At 49.4% G+C, this 20,690-nt stretch carries 22 protein-coding genes; 13 read left to right on the forward strand and 9 right to left on the reverse strand.

The window, feature by feature from the left end:
- Both secF and M0R33_RS14335 read right to left on the reverse strand, forming a co-directional pair.
- Entirely contained in the window at positions 1–927 is a 927-nt protein-coding gene (secF, locus tag M0R33_RS14330; RefSeq protein WP_292570490.1) for a protein translocase subunit SecF, read from the reverse strand.
- A gap of 88 nt (positions 928–1,015) precedes the next feature.
- Entirely contained in the window at positions 1,016–2,473 is a 1,458-nt protein-coding gene (locus M0R33_RS14335) for a TrkH family potassium uptake protein (protein WP_292570493.1), read from the reverse strand.
- Positions 2,474–2,713: 240 nt separating this feature from the next.
- On the opposite strand from M0R33_RS14335, the gene M0R33_RS14340 reads away from it, so the two are divergent.
- Positions 2,714–3,235: a phosphatase PAP2 family protein gene (locus M0R33_RS14340; protein WP_292570496.1), complete on the forward strand. Its 522-nt coding sequence runs from the start codon at positions 2,714–2,716 to the stop codon at positions 3,233–3,235.
- On the forward strand, positions 3,235–4,296 hold the full coding sequence (locus M0R33_RS14345) for an MJ1255/VC2487 family glycosyltransferase (RefSeq protein WP_292570499.1): 1,062 nt from the start codon (positions 3,235–3,237) through the stop codon (positions 4,294–4,296). Before M0R33_RS14340 ends, M0R33_RS14345 begins: the two co-directional genes overlap by 1 nt.
- A gap of 14 nt (positions 4,297–4,310) precedes the next feature.
- Here M0R33_RS14345 and M0R33_RS14350 read toward each other — a convergent pair whose 3' ends face one another.
- Positions 4,311–5,279, reverse strand: coding sequence for a hypothetical protein (locus tag M0R33_RS14350; protein ID WP_292570502.1), 969 nt, complete (start codon positions 5,277–5,279; stop codon positions 4,311–4,313).
- A gap of 171 nt (positions 5,280–5,450) precedes the next feature.
- Here M0R33_RS14350 and gcvH point away from each other — a divergent pair, with 171 nt between their 5' ends.
- From gcvH to M0R33_RS14400, 10 genes are all read left to right on the forward strand, one after another.
- Entirely contained in the window at positions 5,451–5,834 is a 384-nt protein-coding gene (gene gcvH / locus M0R33_RS14355; RefSeq protein ID WP_292570505.1) for a glycine cleavage system protein GcvH, read from the forward strand.
- Between the two features lie 12 nt (positions 5,835–5,846).
- Entirely contained in the window at positions 5,847–6,206 is a 360-nt protein-coding gene (locus M0R33_RS14360) for a diacylglycerol kinase (RefSeq protein WP_292570508.1), read from the forward strand.
- Positions 6,207–6,317: 111 nt separating this feature from the next.
- Positions 6,318–7,250, forward strand: a complete 933-nt coding sequence (locus M0R33_RS14365; protein ID WP_292570511.1) for a carbohydrate kinase family protein — start codon at positions 6,318–6,320, stop codon at positions 7,248–7,250.
- Entirely contained in the window at positions 7,247–8,068 is an 822-nt protein-coding gene (mazG, locus tag M0R33_RS14370; RefSeq protein ID WP_292570514.1) for a nucleoside triphosphate pyrophosphohydrolase, read from the forward strand. Before M0R33_RS14365 ends, mazG begins: the two co-directional genes overlap by 4 nt.
- Complete coding sequence (locus M0R33_RS14375; protein ID WP_292570517.1) at positions 8,065–8,475, forward strand: hypothetical protein; 411 nt, start codon at positions 8,065–8,067, stop codon at positions 8,473–8,475. The genes mazG and M0R33_RS14375 overlap by 4 nt, the downstream gene beginning before the upstream one ends.
- Positions 8,476–8,807: 332 nt before the next feature.
- A complete protein-coding gene (locus tag M0R33_RS14380; RefSeq protein ID WP_292570519.1) occupies positions 8,808–9,677 on the forward strand; it encodes a DUF4238 domain-containing protein in 870 nt (289 codons plus the stop codon).
- Positions 9,678–9,752: 75 nt separating this feature from the next.
- On the forward strand, positions 9,753–10,181 hold the full coding sequence (locus M0R33_RS14385; protein WP_292570522.1) for a hypothetical protein: 429 nt from the start codon (positions 9,753–9,755) through the stop codon (positions 10,179–10,181).
- Positions 10,182–10,332: 151 nt separating this feature from the next.
- The gene (locus tag M0R33_RS14390; protein ID WP_292570525.1) at positions 10,333–11,169 is read left to right on the forward strand and encodes a macro domain-containing protein; all 837 of its coding nucleotides are present in this window, start codon (positions 10,333–10,335) and stop codon (positions 11,167–11,169) included.
- Between the two features lie 56 nt (positions 11,170–11,225).
- Complete coding sequence (locus M0R33_RS14395) at positions 11,226–11,780, forward strand: TIR domain-containing protein (RefSeq protein WP_292570528.1); 555 nt, start codon at positions 11,226–11,228, stop codon at positions 11,778–11,780.
- Between the two features lie 411 nt (positions 11,781–12,191).
- Positions 12,192–12,830 (forward strand): MarC family protein, encoded by a 639-nt coding sequence (locus M0R33_RS14400; protein ID WP_292570531.1) that lies wholly within the window; start codon positions 12,192–12,194, stop codon positions 12,828–12,830.
- Positions 12,831–12,941: 111 nt separating this feature from the next.
- Here M0R33_RS14400 and M0R33_RS14405 read toward each other — a convergent pair whose 3' ends face one another.
- From M0R33_RS14405 to M0R33_RS14415, 3 genes are read right to left on the reverse strand one after another with little or no spacing between them, the layout of a single operon-like run.
- Positions 12,942–13,313 carry a VanZ family protein gene (locus tag M0R33_RS14405; protein ID WP_292570534.1) on the reverse strand — a complete coding sequence of 124 codons (372 nt, stop codon included), beginning with the start codon at positions 13,311–13,313 and terminating at the stop codon, positions 12,942–12,944.
- A gap of 33 nt (positions 13,314–13,346) precedes the next feature.
- Positions 13,347–13,895 carry a response regulator transcription factor gene (locus M0R33_RS14410; protein ID WP_292570537.1) on the reverse strand — a complete coding sequence of 183 codons (549 nt, stop codon included), beginning with the start codon at positions 13,893–13,895 and terminating at the stop codon, positions 13,347–13,349.
- Positions 13,873–15,246, reverse strand: coding sequence for an ATP-binding protein (locus tag M0R33_RS14415; RefSeq protein WP_292570539.1), 1,374 nt, complete (start codon positions 15,244–15,246; stop codon positions 13,873–13,875). Before M0R33_RS14415 ends, M0R33_RS14410 begins: the two co-directional genes overlap by 23 nt.
- Positions 15,247–15,536: 290 nt before the next feature.
- On the opposite strand from M0R33_RS14415, the gene M0R33_RS14420 reads away from it, so the two are divergent.
- Positions 15,537–16,034 carry a hypothetical protein gene (locus tag M0R33_RS14420; RefSeq protein WP_292570542.1) on the forward strand — a complete coding sequence of 166 codons (498 nt, stop codon included), beginning with the start codon at positions 15,537–15,539 and terminating at the stop codon, positions 16,032–16,034.
- Positions 16,035–16,056: 22 nt separating this feature from the next.
- Here the strand turns inward: M0R33_RS14420 and M0R33_RS14425 are convergent, their stop codons facing one another.
- The 3 genes from M0R33_RS14425 to M0R33_RS14435 form a co-directional block, all read right to left on the reverse strand.
- On the reverse strand, positions 16,057–17,040 hold the full coding sequence (locus tag M0R33_RS14425) for a GTP-binding protein (RefSeq protein WP_292570544.1): 984 nt from the start codon (positions 17,038–17,040) through the stop codon (positions 16,057–16,059).
- 15 nt (positions 17,041–17,055) lie between these two features.
- Positions 17,056–19,053, reverse strand: coding sequence for a TonB-dependent receptor (locus M0R33_RS14430; protein WP_292570546.1), 1,998 nt, complete (start codon positions 19,051–19,053; stop codon positions 17,056–17,058).
- Between the two features lie 430 nt (positions 19,054–19,483).
- Entirely contained in the window at positions 19,484–20,677 is a 1,194-nt protein-coding gene (locus M0R33_RS14435; protein ID WP_292570548.1) for an acetate kinase, read from the reverse strand.
- Positions 20,678–20,690 lie beyond the last annotated feature (13 nt).

Here is a 20,690-nt window from a genome sequence, read left to right on the forward strand (position 1 = left end):
TTAGGGTAAGTCGTCAAGGATGCTTTCTTTTTGGGTGACCAACAGGTCTTCCTTGTTTAACCCCAAGGCCAGCGCAATGGCGCTGGCTACATAAATCGATGAGTACGTGCCGATAACCACACCTATCAGCATGGCGATCGCGAAGCCGTGTATGGTTTTACCACCTAAAAATACCAGCGCCAATACGGTCAAAAAGACCGTGAATGAAGTCAGGATGGTACGGCCCAGGGTTTCATTGAGTGCGTTATTGGTGATTTCTTCGACTTCCGTTTTTCGGCTGATACGAAAGGTTTCGCGGATACGGTCGTAAACCACGATGGTGTCGTTGATGGAATAACCGATGATGGCCAGTATCGCCGATAGCACGGTCATGTCGAATTCCCATTGGAATACCGAGAAAAAACCCAGCGTAATGACGGAGTCGTGAATCAAGGCCATTACCGCGCCGACCGAGAATTTCCATTCGAAGCGGATACTGACATAGATCATGACGCCGATAAAGGCGAACAACAATGCCAGGCCGCCATCGTCGAGCAATTCGTCTCCCACTTGCGGGCCGACAAATTCGACTCGGCGCATTTCGCCGGGCTCCGCCTGGCTGGCGTTGGCGGCTTCCAGAATTTGCTGTCCCAGTTCCTGTTGGTTGATATTTTCCATGGGTTTCAGTCTGAGCAAGACTTCTTCGGAACTGCCGAAATGCTGTACATTGGCATCGGCAAAGCCGCGTTCCGCCAGGGTCGAGCGCATTTTGTTCAAATCGACGGATTGATTGAAGTGCATTTCATAGATGCTGCCACCGGTGAAATCGATACCGAACGACAAACCGTTAACAAAAAACGATGAGACCGAGATCAGAAGCAAAATACTGGAAAAGATAAAGGCCAGTTTTCTTTTGCCGAGAAAATCAAGTTGCCGTATGGGTTTCATGCACAAATCCTGAGTAATAAATTGTAATGAGTGGTGATCGATAGTACCCGTTTTTAATGGGCGACACGTACCAAAACCAGGAATTGTACTATTTTCTCCAGAAAGTAGGAGTAAAAAGCACAACTAATGTAAATACTTCCAGCCGTCCCAGCAGCATGGTGATGGCACAAAGCCAGGTTTGAAAATCATTCAGATGCGCATAGTTGGCGGCGGGACCTACTGTATTTAGTCCGGGGCCGGTGTTATTGATGCAGGCCATGACCGCGCTGAAGGCCGACACGGGATCCATGCCGGTAAATATCAAGGTGAAGGTCATCAGCACGATCGAAATAAAATACAAAAATATAAAAGCCAGCACCGCAAAAATGATTTTGTTGGCAATAGGGGTGTGGCCGATCCGGATCGGATTTACGGCGTGAGGATGTAGTAGGTTGAATAATTCCCGGCCTGCTTGTTTCCATAACAGCAAGGCGCGAAACATTTTGATGCCTCCGCCCGTGGAGCCGGTACAAGGCGTCACGCCGCTTAGGAACAGAATTAGCCAGGGAATGAATGCCGGCCATTTTTCGTAGTTCGTGCTGGAATATCCGGTGCCGGTTGCCAATGAAACGGTATTAAAGCTGATAAAACGCAGGCCGGAAAAAAAATCCGGATAAATATCGAAGTGCCAGATGTAAAAAGCACACAACAAAATCGCGGAGGCGATTAATCCCAGCATGGGGATGGCTTCGGGGTCAATAAAATAAGGTTTGATACTGGTATGGTGCAAGGCCGTGTAATGCGTGGCAAAGTTCATCCCGGACAGCAGCATAAATAGGGTAATCACCAGTTCGATGGCCGGCGAATCGAAATACCCTATGCTGGCGTCGTGGGTAGAAAAACCGCCCAGCGATAAGGTGGAAAATGAATGGCAGATCGCATCGAACCAGTTCATGCCGGCAAACTTCAGTGAAACGATACACAGCAAGGTGTAAGCGACATACACCATCCACAACAGGCGAGCTGTTTCGGTAATCCGCGGGGTCAGTTTGCTGTCTTTAACCGGGCCGGGTATTTCGGCTTTATAGAGCTGCATGCCCCCTACGCCCAACAGGGGCAAAATGGCCACCGCCAGAACGATAATGCCCAGTCCGCCTATCCAATTCAGCTCATGCCTCCATAAGTTTAACGAGGGGGCCAGCTGGTCCAGCCCCACTAATATGGTGGCGCCCGTAGTGGTGAAGCCGGACATGGTTTCGAAAAATGCGTCGGTAAACGTCAAGCCGGGTATACCCCACATCAAGGGTAGTGTCGCCGCCGAGGCCATCAATATCCAAAAAAAAGCCACCAATAAATAACCGTCGCGGGTTTTCATGTCACCGCGAAACTGCATGGTCACGCTGGCCAGTAAACCGCCGACGCCAATATTCAGAGACATGCCCCGCAGAAAGTGTTCCGTCATGCCGTCATCAAAGTAGATTGAGGTGGCTATCGGCAGGGCATAGGTCAGCCCGAAAATCATCAAAATCAAGCCGAGCACAAAGGCGAGAGTACAGAAGCGTTGCATAGTTGGCCTGTGTTAGCGGAATAGGTCGACAGTGTGAGTGAGACTGGTATCAATCGCAAACCTGAAATTGTAGCAAACATTCCTACAAATTCATGCTGTCACATAATCTTAAACATCTCTTCACAAGACTGTAATAAAGCCGCTTTAAGCTGATCCCGACATAAAAGAGTAAACAAAATTTAACGGAAGAATGGGTTTTCCAACGCCGCAAAGGGTTGCGGCATAGAACGGGAGAGAGTGATGAAACTGATGTATTCGATTCACCAATATGATGTGCTGATGTTCAGCCGGCTCAACAATAGTTCAATCCATGCCAGTTTGGTGCGGTTTTGCCGTCTGCTGTCGTGGAGTGGCGACGGCATTTTGTATATCGTGCTGGCCGGCTGTTTATATTGGCAGCAGGGCACCGCTAACTTGCTGTTACAGGCCATGCTGCTGGGATTTGCTCTGGAAAGATCTGTCTATTTCGTTTTGAAAAATGCCTTTAAACGGAACCGTCCGCAGCAGGCGATCCTGAACTTCCGTAGCGTGATTACGCCTTCCGATCAATTCAGTTTTCCTTCCGGACATACCTCGGCCGCTTTTTTGGTTGCCACCTTGGTGAGTTACTTTTTTCCGGGTTTAGCGATTGCTTTATACGCGTGGGCCGTGTTGCTGGGCTTTTCGCGGATAGTGTTGGGTGTGCATTTTCCGACCGACACATTGATGGGGGTGGTGCTGGGAGTCGGTTCCGCCGTTTTTAGTCTTAATAACATTCTATGATGAAAATTTTTTATGGTGTGCAAGGCACGGGTAATGGTCACATTACCCGTGCACGAGTCATGGCTAACGAACTATACGCTGCCGGATTTGAGGTTACCTTTCAATTTACCGGCCGTCCGGCTGATAAATACTTCGATATGCAGGTTTTCAACGGTTATCAAACCCGGGAAGGTCTGACCTTCAATACCAGTAAAGGTCAGGTGTCGTATTTAAAAACCGCCTTGCAAGCCAGTCCGATACGCTTTGTAAAAGATATCAATGCCCTGGATCTGAGTGGCTTTGATTATGTGATCAGCGATTTCGAGCCTGTCACGGCTTGGGCCGCCAAACGGCAAAACAAGCAGGTGATCGGCATCGGTCATCAATATGCTTTCGGCCATGCCATTCCCCGGAAAGGTTCCGATCCCCTGGCGGAACAAGTCATGAAATTATTCGCGCCCGCTAATGTGGGCGTAGGGCTGCATTGGCACCACTTCGGGCAACCCATCCTGCCGCCGATTATCGAAACCCCGGCGTTTCCTGAGCAGGTGCAAGCCAACAAAATCGTGGTTTATCTGCCCTTTGAAGATCAACAGGCGGTCATGCGCTTATTGTGTCCATTCGAGAACTTTGAATTTCATGTCTATTCCCCGGATGTGATCGAGTCGAAGTATCCGCATATTTCCTTCAAGTCGCTGTCGAGGGAAGGCTTTCAACGCGATTTATACGATAGCGTCGGCATCATTAGTAATGCCGGCTTCGAGTTGGCCAGCGAATCCTTGCAGTTGGGCAAAAAAATCCTGGCCAAGCCGTTGCACGCGCAAATGGAGCAAATTTCCAATGCGGCCGCGCTGGAACAATTGGGTTATGGCCGCACCATGTTTGATATGGATGCTCAGGTCATAGAGGATTGGCTGCACAATCCGCATGCGGTACGGGTCACCTATCCCAATGTGGCTAAAGTGATCGTCAACTGGCTGCAGTCCGGTATGCCAAAAATGGATAATGATTTTGTGGAAAGCGTTTGGGACAGTGTAGAAGTGCTACAAGTCAAGCATGGGCAAGTGGTCAAACCCGGCTGACAAAGGGCAACGACTTAGTCGTCGTCCTCGCTTGGGATCAGGTTTTTCAATTCTTGAGATAACAAAGTCTGTGCGCCAGTGGTGACGATCTCTTCGCCGGTCTTAAATCCTTCCGCTGCAAAATAACCGCCATTGTCGGTTGCGATGTCGGGTAATAGGCGGCGATTAAATTCGCCATTCTCGGCTTTGATATATACAAACGCTTGTCCCAAATGCCAAACCACGGCACTTTCCGGAATAATCACACCGCCGGTGCCGGGCGCGCCGCTGGCAATCCAGGCGCTGACGCGGGCGCCGAAGGAAAGCCGGCGGGCCTCGGTTTTGAAAAAATAGCGTTCGCCCTGGGTGATAGGGTCGACTTGCGGGGCGGGAGAAATCAGTGTGGCGGTAATGGCTTGATCGCGACGGCCGTGGTCATCCACTGCTATGGTACGGATTTCGGGTTGCAGCCGGGTATTGGCCGGCAGGCTGATTTGCAGTAATTGACTGCGGTGATTTAAAAATTGTTCGGCTTGGCGGCTGTTCGGTTGGGTAAACCAGTCGGTTAACACCTCCCCCCACTGCAGGCGGCTGGCGGCGACGATGGTTTGTTGCTGGTAACTGCTGGTGGACAGGTTGGCCTTATCGTTGCGCCATTGCGCCTGTTGTTCCTGTAAACGGCGGGTCGAGACGATGTCCTGCTGATGTAAGTGCCGGGTACGGGACAAATTGGCGTCGGCTTCCTGATAACGGGCCTGAGCGCTGTCGCGCACGGCTTGGGCAGCCAGAAATTGTTGGCGCAGGGCCAGTAACGGTTGCAGGTCAACGACGCTACCGTAGCCGCTAAATTCCGGTTGCTTGGCGGCGGCTTGTAGCGGTTGGGTTTTGATGCCCGCGGTTTGCCGCGCGGGCTGGCCGGTTTGCGCGGGTGTCCGGCTTGATGCGCGCGGCGGATTTAGATCGTCATCGTCTACAGTCGCGCAGGCTGCGATACTGTGGAACAAAAGAATCAGAGCAGTTAGTGGAATTAAAGCGTGCATTTTTCAAATTAAAGAATGATTTGGCTGTTGATTATAGAGTTAGCTAACCTGGGGTTTCTAAATTATTTGTTGTGTAAAAAAAATAGCCGGTTATCCTTTCCGGGTTGATGTTAAGGCTAAAAACAGGAATTACAAATGAAACAAAATCCCGAAAATCTAAAATATGCAAGCACTCACGAATGGGCCAGTCTGGAAGATGGGCAGCTGGTACGCGTGGGTATCACGGACTTTGCCCAATCGGAGCTTGGCGACATCGTTTTTATCGGTTTGCCCGAAGTGGGCCGGGCGGTGGCTGCCCAGGAACAGCTGGCGGTGGTGGAGTCGGTGAAAACCGCGTCCGATTTATTTAGCCCTGTCACGGGCACGGTGGTGGAAATCAACGAGTCGGTGGTGGATGCGCCCGAGCAAGTCAACGACGATGCATTTGCAACCTGGTTGTTTTGTATCAAAGCCGATAATCCCGCCGAATTTGAGCAATTATTGGATGCCCAGGCTTACCAAACTATGATAGAGGAGTAATGAGAATATTTTATGGCTAATCAAAATGCAAAAGGCTTGAAGCGACTAATCAACGCTTGTTTTTTTTCGGCGGCGGGTTTTAAGGCCACTTGGCAGCACGAAGAAGCCTTTCGGCAAGAAGTGATATTGTTCGTCGTTACCACGCCGCTGGCGTTGTGGCTGGGCGAAACCGCGATCGAAATGGTGTTATTGATCGGCAGCGTCGTATTGGTGTTATTGGTTGAATTGCTCAATTCGGCGGTTGAAGCCGTGGTGGACAGGGTGGGCTTCGAGCATCACGAGTTATCCGGTCGCGCCAAGGATATCGGCTCCGCGGCCGTGATGCTGTCCTTGATATGGGCCGCCGTCACCTGGGGTTTGATTTTGTTATAACGGCGTGGCACAGGCGCCGAAACAGGGGCTGTTCTTTCAACTTTTACCTTGTGCCGGAACCCAACATCCGGTACTTTACAGCCCGCTGAATGTGTTAATAAAAGGAAAACAATGAGTGCTTTAATCTGTGGATCAATGGCTTACGACACCATTATGGTGTTTCACGATAAATTCAAACACCATATTTTGCCGGAAAAAGTGCATATTTTGAATGTGTCGTTTCTGGTGCCGGTGATGCGCCGCGAATATGGCGGCTGTGCCGGTAATATTGCCTATAACCTGCAATTGTTGAAAGAAGAACCGTTGATCATGGCCACGGTGGGTCATGACTTCGAACCCTACGCGCAATGGTTGAGCCAATGCGGCATTAGTACCCGTTATATCAAAACCCTGGACGACCACTATACCGGCCAAGCCTATATCACCACCGACGAAGACGACAATCAAATCACCGCCTTCCATCCGGGCGCGATGAATTTTTCGCATCTTAACGAGGTGCCGGCCGCATCGGAAATCAGCATCGGCATCGTCTCGCCAGATGGCAAGCAAGGCATGCAACAACATGCGGCCCAGTTTGCCGAATTGGGTATACCCTTTATCTTCGATCCCGGCCAAGGCATGCCGATGTTCGACGGCGACGAACTGCTGGCGTTCCTGGAGTTGGCGAATTACGCCACCTTCAACGATTACGAGTCCGAATTGATGCAACAGCGTACCGGTTTGACGCTGGAACAAATTGCCGAAAAAGTCGATGCCTTGATCATCACCTTGGGTAGCAAAGGTTCAAACATCTATACCCAGGGCAAGTGTATAGAAATTCCGCCAGCCAAGCCCAAACAGGTGCTGGACCCGACTGGCTGCGGCGATGCTTATCGGGCCGGATTATTGTATGGTTTGATCAACGACTACGATTGGGATGTCACCGGCCGGATCGCCTCCTTATTGGGCGCGATCAAAATCGAACATAACGGCACCCAAAATCATCTGTTCAGCATGACAGAATTCAAACAACGTTATCAAGAGACTTTCGGTTCCACGTTTTGAGTTTGGATAAAACCCGGGAATTACTGTCCTTAATGGCCCGTTTGCGCGACCCGGAAACGGGTTGCGCCTGGGATGTTAAACAGGATTTTTACAGCCTGATTCCCTATACCATAGAAGAAGCCTACGAAGTGGCCGACGCTATCGAACGCAACGACTTCGAGGATTTGCGGGCCGAGCTGGGCGACTTGCTGTTACAAGTGGTGTTTCATTCCCGGATTGCCGAAGAACGCGGCTTGTTCGATTTTGAACACGTGGCGGCCGGCATTTCCGAAAAGCTGATCAGCCGCCATCCGCATGTGTTTGCCGGTGTCAATTTCGAGACCGACCAACAGCGCCAGCAAGCCTGGGAAGAGGCCAAAGCCCAAGAAAGGCAGCAGAAAAACACCGGAAATAAGCCCGAAAGCGTGCTGTCTGGCGTCGCGAAAAGCCTGCCGGCCTTGGTCGCTTGCGAAAAAATCCAAAACCGCGCCGCCAGCCATGGTTTCGACTGGCCGGATATTGCGCCGGTATTCGATAAAGTCCAAGAAGAATTGCAGGAAGTCCATGAAGCCTGGCAATCCGGCGATCAGGCTCATGTCCAGGAAGAAGTCGGCGACCTGTTGCTGGTGGCAGTCAATCTGGCCAGACACTTGAAGGTGAATCCGGAAATTGCCCTGAAAGAAGCCACCAAAAAATTTACCCGCCGCTTCAATTACATCGAAAAACAAATTGAATCCAGCGGCCGGCAGTTGCGGGATTGCGAGTTGGAAGAATTGGATGGCCTATGGCATGAAGCCAAACGCGTGCAAAAAAACACCCATTCAGGTGGTAAGCAATGAAGCATCTGATACGGTCGCTGTTGCTGCTGGGCCTTATCGCTTGGCTAATTCCTGCCCAGGCAGGTGAAGTGCTGCGCCATATGTCGGATGAATTGGCCCCGGCCGTTACCGAGCCGGTTAACCCCGCAGCGAACGACAGGCGGATTATCTACCGGGTGATTTGCACACCGGGCGGTGAAGTGCTGCCGGATTGCGAAAAACCCTATCACGATACCGAGTCGGTGGCGCAACCCTTGCCGCCGGATGAGGTTGAGCCCGTTGCAACAGAACAAGCCCGGCCGGTAGAGAAAACCACGCAACCCGCCAAGTCTAAAAAATCGAAAAAAACCGCTAATAAAAAGAATAAGGCCGTTAAAAAGGCGAAAAAAACCACCAGCAAAAAAAAGACCGCCGCTAAAAAGAAATAACGGTTTTGTGTTTATTGAGCGAACCGATTGCCTGTGACCGTGGATATTTGCCGTTTTGTGTCAATGCGGCTGGATGCTGGCGCTTGCCGGCGTCGACCCAAATTCGATCGTCAAGCGTAGGCTGGGCAACGCTTTTCTGCCCACCGGTTAGAGTTGATGCCTTCGTTTTCGCGTGGGCACAAAACGCAGTGCCCACCCTACTATGCTTTGTAGCGATGGTATACGGAAAGGAAAAACAGATGCGTATCAAAACTTTAGTGTGTCGAAGTAAATTTTACGGTAGGTATACTGTTAACTATCTAATTACTTGTTAGCTGTAAGTAGGAAACTAAATGAGTTCGCCTAAACTACACCACTATGTTCCTCGCTTCTATTTGAAGAGCTTTGCTGACCATAAAGAACAATTTTGGGTATGGAATAAAGACCATAAGAATAGTTTTAAAGGAAATCCTTATGGTGTAGCTGCTGAAAACTACTTTTACAGAGTTCCAGAGTTTGTAGAATCTGAGACAGATCCACTATTCTTAGAATATGACCTAGCCAATTTGGAGGCAAAAGCGGCAGTAATTTTGAAGCAATGGTTTGAGAGATTGGAATCTCTTGAACCAATGCAAAAATTAGAGATGGAAGATGAAGAAAGGCACATCATTTCTTATTTCATCATTATTCAGTTTTTTCGGACTGCGGATCAGAGAGATATCCTAGCTATTTTTGCTGAAACTAAAGGTGGTTACGAATCTGAGCTATCTCCTGAAGAAAGAATTGACCTTCACGCATATTTTTTAGTTACTAGCGATTTGATAATGGAGATGACTAGTCGGATAGAAAGCTCTATTTGGCTGTTTGCTAAAAACAATACCGAAACTCCTTTCTGGACATCCGATAATCCTGTCTGCTTCAAAACGGGGGATAACAGGATGTGGCTAAAGGGGCCAGGAATTATGTCTGAAGGCACATATGTAGTTTTTCCTCTTTCTCCTAAGTATATCCTTTACTGCAAGGAGCCAACGTTCTGGGAAAAGATCAGTGCGGCAAACAATGCTCTTTCGCCTGTTGAGTTTTCAACTGAAATGGTCGAGCATGAAAATGCAGGGCAGGTGTTTTCCTGTAAGCGTTTTGTAATCTCGTCTAAAAATGAGTTCTCGTTCGCGAATGAGTTTGTGGAAACGATTGGAACTGATATATATGCGCCAGACAGCTAACAAGGCGCTGCTGCCGGACAAATTTTCCACTACGTTCCAAATTTGCCGCAGAGCGCGGCGTTATACGAAACTAATATGAAGCAATGGAGTGACATAAAGCACGAATTCGAAACGGATGGATCTTTGAGAGACATCTATGTAGAACATATAGACTCGGCTGTTTGGAATAAATTTATCGGAGAGGTGAAGCGGTCAGGGTATAAGTTTGAGTTTTCCCACGGAGATGTCGTAAAAGAATTCCCTTGTGATCTAAATGCAATCAAGAGTATGCAGCAAACTGATCCTACGACCTTGTTTATCTGGGTAACCGATAATATTCAGTTAAATTGTCATTTCTTCGTAGAAACGGAAATCGAACTAGATGTCTCACCGCATGATATACAAACTGAAAGTGCATACATCCAGCTGGTAAGTTTCCTGGAATGGTTAGCCACAGTTACTAAAAATGAGGTCAAATTAACTCATGAAGGTATGCAGGAGCAGGTGATCCTAAGTGTCTGCTAGTAAATTGTATAACAAGGCCATTAACTTCGCGCCTATCGGCGCCGGACAGCCTACGCTGCGCTCCGGCCGCCGGTTATGGCGGCGTTAGGGCTCAAGCCTGTGACTACAATCCGAACATGTAGATGTATAGAAATGATAAGGGCATACATTAATGACTAAGGTTAGCTTTTTTGATCGAAGAGTAATTGAGACCTTTCTCAAGGTCACCGCTTTCATAAGCACTGCTTTATCATTGATTGTAATTTTCGTTGATATACCAAAAGAGTGTAAGGAAGTATATGGAGGGATTTTCTTAATAAGCTTGTTGCTTATCTATTTTGAGATATGGGTTTGGTCAAATAAACTTACAAATATCAATGTCACTATCGAAGGAAGCGATGTGACTATAAAGGTGGGTGATATTTTTCAAGAGTCTGATTTTAAGGTTATTGCTTTCAATGAGTACTTCGATACTCAGGTAGATAATAAAATAATTTCAGAAGGCTCGCTGAATGGAGTATTTATTAAAGAGCATCTTGATATTGCAGTTTCAGATCTGGACGAACACATTGCTGCTTATGATTTTGATAAAGATGAAATTTTGGGCGCTAATGAGAACAGAAAGCAAGGCAAGAAACTTCGGCACCAAATTGGTTCTATTTGTATTTACAAAGATTATCTGCTGACAGCCTTTACTAAGTTTGATGATTCAAACAAAGCATTAATTACAATGCCAGAGTATTTAGAGTTTCTGATTAACTTCTGGGATCGGGTGAATAGAGTTTATGCACAAAAAAATGTATCAACACCTATATTCGGATCAGGCATAACACGAATTCAAGGGCATAAAAATATAAGTGATGAAGACCTACTTAAAATCATGCTCTGGACCTTTAGGATTAGCGAAATGCGTTTTAAATACCCAGCCAGACTTACCATTATTATCCACAAGGACAAGATTGATAAAATTAATCTTCTGGACATAAAGTCGGCTAGAAACGGTATTTAAGTTTAGTTAGTAGCAGCCTTGTAAGAATAGATTAAGCGTATTATTTGGAGCTAAAAATGGCATATCGTAACGGAACATATGTGGCCTTTCACGCAGGCGGAACCACAGACCCAACTAAGTCAGATATAAAGTATTACAATACAATGAAGATGTGGGATGCTAGCAAGCATATTGAATTTAGCCTATGTAATAGCCATGAAAAAACTTCGTCAGTACGAGACTCGTCAAAAAAAGAAACTCTGAAAAGAAGCTTGATTACAAGGCTTAGAAATTCTAAGCAATTTCTATTGATACTCACAAAAACCACAAAAAATGATACAGATTGGGTTCCATTCGAGATTGCCTATGCTGTCGACACTTGTGAGTTGCCATTAATACTGGCATACCCTGATTACGATTCAATAATGGCTCCGGCTGAATTATCCGATTATTGGCCTCCGGCACTAAAAACCAGAATCGAGAACGGCTCAGCAAGAGCTATTCATATACCTTTTAGAAAAGCACCCGTTTTAGATGCCTTGAGTCAATTCGATATAACCAACAAAAATTATCCTACAAATGGGTATGGTTACTACACTCGCGAAGCTCATCAAGAATGGGGACTGGTATAGCCCTAACAAGGCCATCAATTTGACAGTTTTTCCGTTACGCCTTTTGTGCTTAAAAATAGCACAAAAGTCTCCACTCCAAAACTGCAAATTATGGCAGCGTTAAAGGGCAACAATGGATAGCGTAGAACCTCAAGCGGGACGGGTTTTGTAAACCCGTCCCGCACGTTTTAACCATTTGCAGAAGCATGGCAAAACGTTCCGAGCGGATTGAATAATCCACCCAGCTAAGTTGAACGGGGAATTACTTGGTTGATCATCTTGCCCCGTTTTGGCACAGAACCTTTCGAAAGTTATCGATTAGCAACTCATTATCCAAATGCCATCTCGACGAGTTTCGAATCAATCAAATACTGGCTTGAGCGGGAAATTTCACGCACTATACAATGACACTGAACAGGAGTTGACCTTAGAATGGAAAATACGCTGCTCCACGCTGTAAGCGTGTTTATGGGGTTTTTTGCAATCATGAACCCGATTGCCAATGTACCGATTTTTCTTGGCCTCACCGTTGACGATGATGAGCAAACCACTGCGGTCATCGCATTACGTTCGCTGCTGCTGGCATTTCTGATCGTTACGTTATTTTCGCTGGCCGGGAAGGTGATTTTTGACCTGTTCGGCCTCACGCTACCCGCCTTCCGAATTACCGGTGGGCTGTTGGTTTTTCTGATTGGGTTTCATATGCTGCAAGGCAATCACTCGAATATCCAACATCCAAGTGAACAGGACAAGCGGCAGTCTCGGGAAGCTGCGCTCAGTGTCGCGGTATCGCCTTTGGGAATGCCGATACTGGCAGGCCCAGGCACCATCGCGACGGCGATGAATTATTCATCGGGCGGTGGTCTTATGGAGGTTGTGGTGACGATCGCCGTGTTTGCTGTGCTTTGCGTGATCACTTATGTGTTTTTTGTGTTTGGCGAGAAATTCGTCGGCTACCTCGGGGCCAGTGCATTGGGCGTCATCACGCGTATGATGGGCTTGATCCTCGCGGTGATCGGAACGCAGATGGCGATAGAAGGACTGCAGGGGGCTTTTAAGATTGCTGGGTAAGTAATGGTATGCATCTTGTAACTAAATGGGACGGGTTTTGTAAACCCGCCCCGCAGTGGATAATTCAGAGCGTCCTTTTATAGGGTTCGGCCTCCTTTTCAAGAAAGGAATCTAACTAGCCTGGCATTGCTGCTTTGGCTTTAAGGATAATAGCGCCAATGCTGTCGTGGCGGCTCCCAAGCTATCGGCCAGCCAATCCCAGCCGCTGGTGGTTCGGCCCGGCACGAACGATTGGTGCCACTCGTCCGACAAGCCGTAAACACAGCAAAACAGCCAGGCTGCCAGTGCCAGCTTGTTTCTCGTCAGTCCTTGATGCCTGAAGGCGCGCCAACTGAACGCTGCCATCACAAAATAGGCACCGAAATGCATGAGTTTATCCTGAAATTCAAACACCGGCGGCAGGGGTATGGTTTCTTGATTCGATAACCAGAAAATCAAGCCACAGTAGGCCAGTAAGGCTATCCAGTCTAAAATTTTTATCATCAGCATGACCAAGTGATCGTTGTAAAAAGGTAACTACTCTCTAACCGGGCGCTTTTCCAGTTTTCTTTGCAAGGTGCGTCTGTGCATGTTGAGTGCTCGGGCGGCAGCGGAGATATTGCCGTCGTGCTGCATCAAGACTTTTTGCAAATGCTCCCATTCCAGACGTTTGACCGAAAGCGGGTTGTCGCTGATGGCCACGCTGGCGTCGCCTTCGTTCTTGTGCAGGGCGTTGACGATTTCATCCGGGCTGGCCGGTTTGGTCAGATAATGAATGGCACCCAGTTTAATGGCTTCCACCGCCGTGGCAATGCTGGCGAATCCTGTCAGCATGACGATTTGGGTATTGCTGTCCAGCGAGATCAGTTTTTTCACCATTTCCAGGCCGGAGTCGTAACCGATACGCAGATCGATCACCGCGTATTCGGGCTCGGTTTGCTCGGCTAACTGCATGGCTGTGTTGACATCGTTCGCGATCGTCACCTGGAAATTGCGTTTTTCCAGGGCTGGTTTCAGTACGGAACAAAAAGTGACGTCGTCGTCGACCAATAGCAGATTGGGTTTATCCATGGGTGTATCTGTCATACATACTCTCCTTAGTTAATATGGGCAGGCTGATTTCCACGCAGGCGCCACCGGAATCGAGATTATTAAAGCGTATTGTACCGCCCAAGCGTTTGATGGTGGTATAGGTTAAAAATAAACCGACGCCCATACCCTGTTTATTGCTTTTCACTGGTTTATGGCCGGCAAAATCGACAAACTCCGGCGGCAGACCGGGGCCGAAGTCGCGGATTTTTAAAGTCAGGATAAAGTCGTCCCAATGGGCATGAAATTCAATGCCGGACTGGCTATCGGTGGCTTCCGCGGCGTTATTGAGAATATTAATCAGCGAATGGGTCAGGGTGCGTTCGGCAATGATATTCGCGCTGGTATCCACATCACCCGAGACGAATAGATTCAGTTTGGTGCTGGGCTTGTGGGTGCGCCATTGGTTAAGCACTTGATCGATATAATCGCTGACCAGCATCACTTGGCCCGATTCGGCCCGCATTTCGCCGGCGGAAGCCGACATCACCGACAAGGCTTGCTTGCAGCGGTCCAACTGTTGTTGCAGGATAACCAGCTTTTGGTGGGACTCGGGGAAGCGGTGTTCGGGTAATTCCTCGGCCATTTCATGTACCAGTATGGCTATGGTGCCGAGTGGGGTGCCCATGTCATGCGCGGCACTGGCCGCCAAAGTGCCCAGCGAGACGACCCGCTCATCGCGCAACGCGCTTTCCCGTGCATCGGCCAGGCTGCGCTCGCGATCTTTCAAGGTTTTTGCCAATGCGATGATAAAGAAGGCTACCAATCCAGCACTAAACACAAATCCGAACCACATACCAAAGACATGCAGATTGAAATAGCGTCGGTCTTCCAATAATTGCATGCGTAGACTCATCTCGGGCGTCAGATTTAACATGCTGTGATGATCCGAATGGGGCGCCAGAGCCGGCAAGGGAACATTGTAGGCAATCAGCACCGTATAAATGCAGGAAGTGATGATTACCATATTCCAGGCATAAGATTGCGGTAGCATGATGGCGGTGACGATCAGCGGCAATAAAAACACCCAAATAATTGGGTTGGAGGCACCGCCGGTCAGGTATAACAAATACGCGAGTGCCAGTACGTCCATACAGATTTGCGAAAAAATCTCATGCTCGGTGACCGGTTCCGGCGTGCGCAGGCGCAGCCAGGTGTACAGGTTAAGGATGGAAATCGCGAAAATGGCCAGCCAGAGCTGGTTCATCGGTAATTCTATGCCCAGGCCGTGTACCGCTATAAACACAGAAACCACCACTGCAAACAGCATCAGGTTCCTGAGGATGTAGAGCCAGTTGAGATTTTCGCGGATGGAGATTTCGGCTTTGGGCAGGATATGTGAAAGCATGGTGAACCAGGGCTGATTAATCGCGGTTATGGTAACGCTGTTTGCGGTTGAGGTATAAAATTTGTCACTATTTCGCGCAAATCGCAACAGCTGTTATCGGAAACCGTTTCCGTCGCGCGAAGGTACGGCGAGAGCATTATCAAGGACCCAGTTTATTTTGATCTGGCTCGTCCCAGCCTTTCTCCCGGCAGGAGCAGGGGCGAGCCGCCTCGCAGAACAGTGATTAAAATTTCAACATAAAAAGCGAATTATAAGGTACCTTCGGCTTGTCAGTCTTTTGGGAGAAAATCATGCGTACTTTGTTCAGCCCCAATAAAACCAGCGGACGGTTATTAGTGGATTTTGCCGCCGACATCTGGGGTAAAAGTCCGTCCGAGCCGATGAGATTACGCTATTTGATGGTGTTTGATTTATTCATTAAAGCCCGCAGCTACGCTATTTTAAATAAAGTTTTTTTCTGGTTGGCCTTGGTCGCCGGTATCGCACTTTTGGTCTGGCCGGTGATTGCCTTCAAGCTGGATAGCTTGGGCGTCGGTTATAGTGCCATGGTACAAACATCGGTTACCGGTCTGGCGGCTTTGTTGTTTGCCCTGTATAGCCATTATAAAAAACGTCAGACCCACGCCGAAAATCTGATGCGTCATGTGATTTTCAGCCGCGAAAGCTTGGAGGTATTGTTCGAAAAAGTGATGAAGGAAATGGAACGTATGGACCAGGGGTTTGTATTTTCCGAAACGGTGACTAAAAAAGCCGCGGCGCAAGGTGAAGCGGAGCCGCCCGGCGCTTAGGCGGACAAAATTCGCAAATCCGCTAGCTCTCGGCGTGTAGCCGTAGCGCGGATTTATCGATTATAGCCCCGAATGCCTGCAGTATCTGCTCCGCCAGACTTTGCTGATTCGCCCGGGTGATAAATATCAGCCGGCTTCTTAAATCGTCCGTGGCTCTACCGCTTAATGCTGCCGGCGGATACAGCCGCTGTCCGGCTGCTTGTATCACCATGGGTTGAGGTTCGTTTAACAATAAAACCACGCCTTTTATTCGGACTAGATCCGCCGCCTGTTCGGATACCAGGTTTTGCAAAATGGTTTCCAGCTGTGGCCAACTGATGCGAGTTTGCAAATGTAAGGACAGGCTGGAAAAACCGTGAATTATGGGGGTAGCCTGATTGGGTAGGCGGCGCATGGCCGGAACATGGTCAGGTATTTGTGCCGCGCTAAGGCGCGCGGTAACGGTTTCAAATCGAGGTGTGGTAGGTGCCAATGCGGCTAACTGCGCTTCCAGTGCCGCTTTCTGGTCTTCATCGGCGAGATCCGCATGAGTCAGCAGCAGTGTATCCGCCCAAGCCACTTGGGCTTTGGCTTCGGCAAACCGGTTCAATTGCTCGATAGCCGAGGGTATGGCTAAAGTGGTAATCACCTGCAGCAAGTGATAGCGGCCGGACAGCCATTTGTCGCGCAGCAAGGTGTCCAAAATAGGTTCCGGACTGGCTATGCCGCTGGTTTCAATGATCATACGCTGAAAAGGTTTTTGCGCGGCTTGCTCCCAGGCCATCCATAAGTTGCGTAAGGTAGGCGCCAAAGTGCCTTTGATTTGGCAGCACATGCAGCCGCCGGCCAGGGTGGTTAATGGCAGACCTTGTTGTTCGATTAAATCTTGATCGACCGGCGTGTTGCCGAATTCATTGATAATCACGGCGGTGTTGGGATTATCGGCCAGTAAGCGATTCAACAGGGTGGTTTTGCCGCTACCGAGGAAACCGGTAATCACGATGACGGGGATTTTAGTGGCTTTCATGGCTGTATCCGGCCTCTAGTAAGATACTCTAAAGCCAATCTCCGCACCTCGGCCGGCTTCCGGGGCAAAGTTGCGCAAATAGGAGGTGGCGTTACGGATATTCTGATTCAACAAATTGTTACCCTTGGCAAACAGCATCAGGTTGGCACCCTGATAGGCTTCCAGTTGATAATTCATGCCCACATTCAACAGCAAATAACCGGCGCTGCGGGTTTCGTGATCGCCCGGGTGGTCTTGGGATTCCGCCCGGGTAAAACGAAGATAGCCGGCAAGTTTGTTTTGATTGTAGTCCAATTGCAGGCCGTAACGTAACGGCGGCATGCGCGGAACGTCACCGCCGTTCACAAATTCGCCGCGGGTATAATCGCTGAACAGGCTTAAATCCAGCATGCCGAAATGATTTTCCATCAGCGGAACAATCAGCTTGGCTTCATAGCCTTTGAAAATCGCATCGGCTTGGCCGGTGCCGAGTACCGGCACACAGTCAGTAATACAGGGGTTGCCGCCTTCATCGACAAATTCGCCGGTGCGCTGTTGGACGATATAGTCCGATGCCCAATTGTGAAAAACATCGATCTCGGCCCTAAAGGCATCGGATTGGTAACGATAGCCCAAATCCAGGTTGTAACTGGTTTCTTTGCTTAACTGTAAATTGCCGCGTTCAAAGCTACGGGTCGCATCATGAAAGCCGTTTGAGAGTAATTCCTGCACTTGCGGTGCGCGCGACGAGCGGGTCACTCCCAGATTAACGCTATTGCTGTCATCGAGTTTCCAAATGGCGGCAGCGGAGGCACTGACCGGGGTGTAATTCAAGTCCGCCATGTTTGTCGGGCTGATGGTGGTGGGTTCGACACGCGCGCCCAATTGGTAACTCAGCTTGCCGACTTCGAAGGATTCTACCGCAAACACACCATAACTATTGATCAGGGAGCGGGGTACAATGCTTTCGCCGCTGAGTTTTTCGATGGCATTGAAATCGCTTGCTTGCGCCTGGAAACCAACACTGCCATGCAGAGGGCCCAAATCTTGATGGGTCAGTTCAATGCGGCCTTCATAAGACTGATTGGTAAAAAATGCGCCGGGCTGGCCATTAGTGATTTCAGTATGTTGATAATCGGTGTAACCGAGACGGGTGCGTATGTTTTTGGCGAAACCGAAGGGGTTTTCCAACTCGCTTTTAAAGTCGTATTTTTTTTGCCGTAGTGCTATGCGGGTGGTTTCCTGGCCCGTACCATTCGGGGCGATACCGTAGTTGTTTTCTAGATGGTTAACCGCTGCACCGGCGAAACCGGGCGCACCCACCCAGGACATACCGGCGGAACCACTGATTGCTTCGGCACCGGTATTGTTTAAATACCCGCTTGGATTATCCACCACAGTCAGTGAAGGATCGGTGACGGAGACGGCGGCGCTGTCAATACCGGTGCCGCCTATGCTCAAGTTGTTGCGGTGTCGATAAAAGCCGTCCAGATGAAAGGCAACTTGTTTGGCGCCGCCATCCAGCTTCATGGCGGTGCTGGTTTCCTCCGAGGTGGAATCGAAGCGCTGTTCCAGAGCGCCTTCCAAGGCTTTGTCCGGCAAATGTCCGGGGACGCGATTGTCGATCACGTTGATTACGCCGCCGATAGCGCCGCCGCCATATAGCAAGGTGGCGGGGCCGCGCAAAACTTCTATACGCTCTGCCAGCAGCGCTTCGGTACTGCTGGCATGATCCGGGCTCATGGCGGATACATCGTTGCTGCCGATGCCGTTGGATAAGACTCTTACCCGAGGTCCGGCCTGACCTCGTATCACAGGAGTACCGACACCGGGGCCGAAAGATTGAGAGTTGATGCCCAACTCATCTTTTAAGGTTTCGCCGATACTGTGGCCGGCTTTCATACGTAATTCGTCTTCGCTCAATATCGTTACGGGGGATGCACTTCCTGAAGGCTTGCTGAGTGTTGACGCGGTGACCGTTACCGCTTCCAATTCGGCGTCCGCCAGCATCGAAGGCGCTGTAAGCCCAGTCATGGGGGGCAGTGATAACGTAATAGCTAAGAGTTTTTTCATTGCGGGGCAGCGGGCGTGTTGAATTAGTGATGTTATATTATAACATTCCTGGCGGGTACGCTAGCCAAGATAGGTGTTGGGATAAAAATTAGCCAACCGGCATTTAGGGCAAACAAAAATTACCCGGCGTTCATGCCAAATTGTAGCCAAGAAATAACCGCGAGTGGTTTAGGCAAGCGCCGGTTTAGCTCAGCAAATAAATGATCGGCCGGGCGGTTTTAAGCAAGCGCCCGGCTATTCCATGAATCGCAATGATGTAGCCTTATTTTCATTGCTTTCGCCTGCAAAGCTGCAAAGTCGGATTTGCGTCCATGCAGCAATAACGGTCTGTCGATATTGGCAAATCAATCTACGCTGAATGCGTCGTCCAGTGAATTCCCTCGGGTCAACTTTACCGCGTTGCGTTTAGACAGGCCTCGGCCTGAATGGCAATTTCAAGTTCTTCCTGCGTGTTAATCACTAATATTTTCACTGTAGAGGTGTGGGTGTGGATAGCCGCGCAAGGGTGGGCGGGAGCCTGATTTTGCGTGGGGTCGATAATGATACCCAAGCCGGAAAGCCCTTCGCAGCATTGTCGCCTTAGCCAGCTATCGTTTTCGCCAATGCCGCCGGTAAACACTAATGCATCGACTCTGCCCAGCACAGCAAAGTAAGCGCCGATATATTTTTTCAGGCGATAGGCATACATCAACAGGGCCAGTTTGGCGGTTTGGTCGCCCGCATCAGCCATCTCATGAATGGTACGCATATCATTTTCCCCACAAACGCCTTTACAGCCGCTGTCTTTATTCAGCAAGGTTTCGATAGTCTCTAAAGACAGGCCGAGACTGCGGCTTAGATAAAAATGCAGGGCCGGGTCGATATCGCCGCAACGGGTGCCCATCATCAAACCCTCAAGCGGCGTCATGCCCATCGAAGTATCGACGCTGCGACCCGCCTCAATGGCGGTAGCGCTGGCGCCGTTGCCCAAATGCAAGGTAATCAGATTCAATTCCGGCAAGGGTTTGCCCAGAAATTCAGCGGCCCGTTTGGCCACATAGCCATGCGAGGTACCGTGAAAGCCATAGCGGCGTACGCCGTGATCGGTATAGAGATCGGCGGGTAAAGGGTAACGGTAAGCGTAATCAGGCAAGCTTTGATGGAATGCGGTATCGAAGACGGCCACTTGTGGCACGTTGCCCATCAGTCTCATGGATTCTTTCATGCCCTGCAGGTTGGCCGGGTTATGCAGTGGGGCTAATGGGATCACGCCGGCGATTTGCGTTATCACTTCGGCTGTAATTAAGGCCGGTTGCTTAAACAGTTCGCCGCCATGGACCACGCGGTGACCTATACAGGCCAATTCGCCGTTGCGGACCGCGCCGCTATTGGCCAGGGTGGAAAACAGCGTTTGTAATGCCTGCTGGTGATTGGTTAATGGCATTTCGGCAGTGACCGGCTCTGCATCCAGCAGGCGGTAACGGTGCAGGGCCATAGTTTCGCCAATACGCTCCAAGATGCCGTTTAGCAAGACACGGTGGTCGTTCATGGCAAATAAGCTGTATTTGATCGATGAACTGCCGGCGTTAAGAACAAGGATTTTCATGCGCTTCCGATGT

Source organism: Methylomonas sp., assembly GCF_023228165.1.
Classification (GTDB): Bacteria; Pseudomonadota; Gammaproteobacteria; order Methylococcales; family Methylomonadaceae; genus Methylomonas.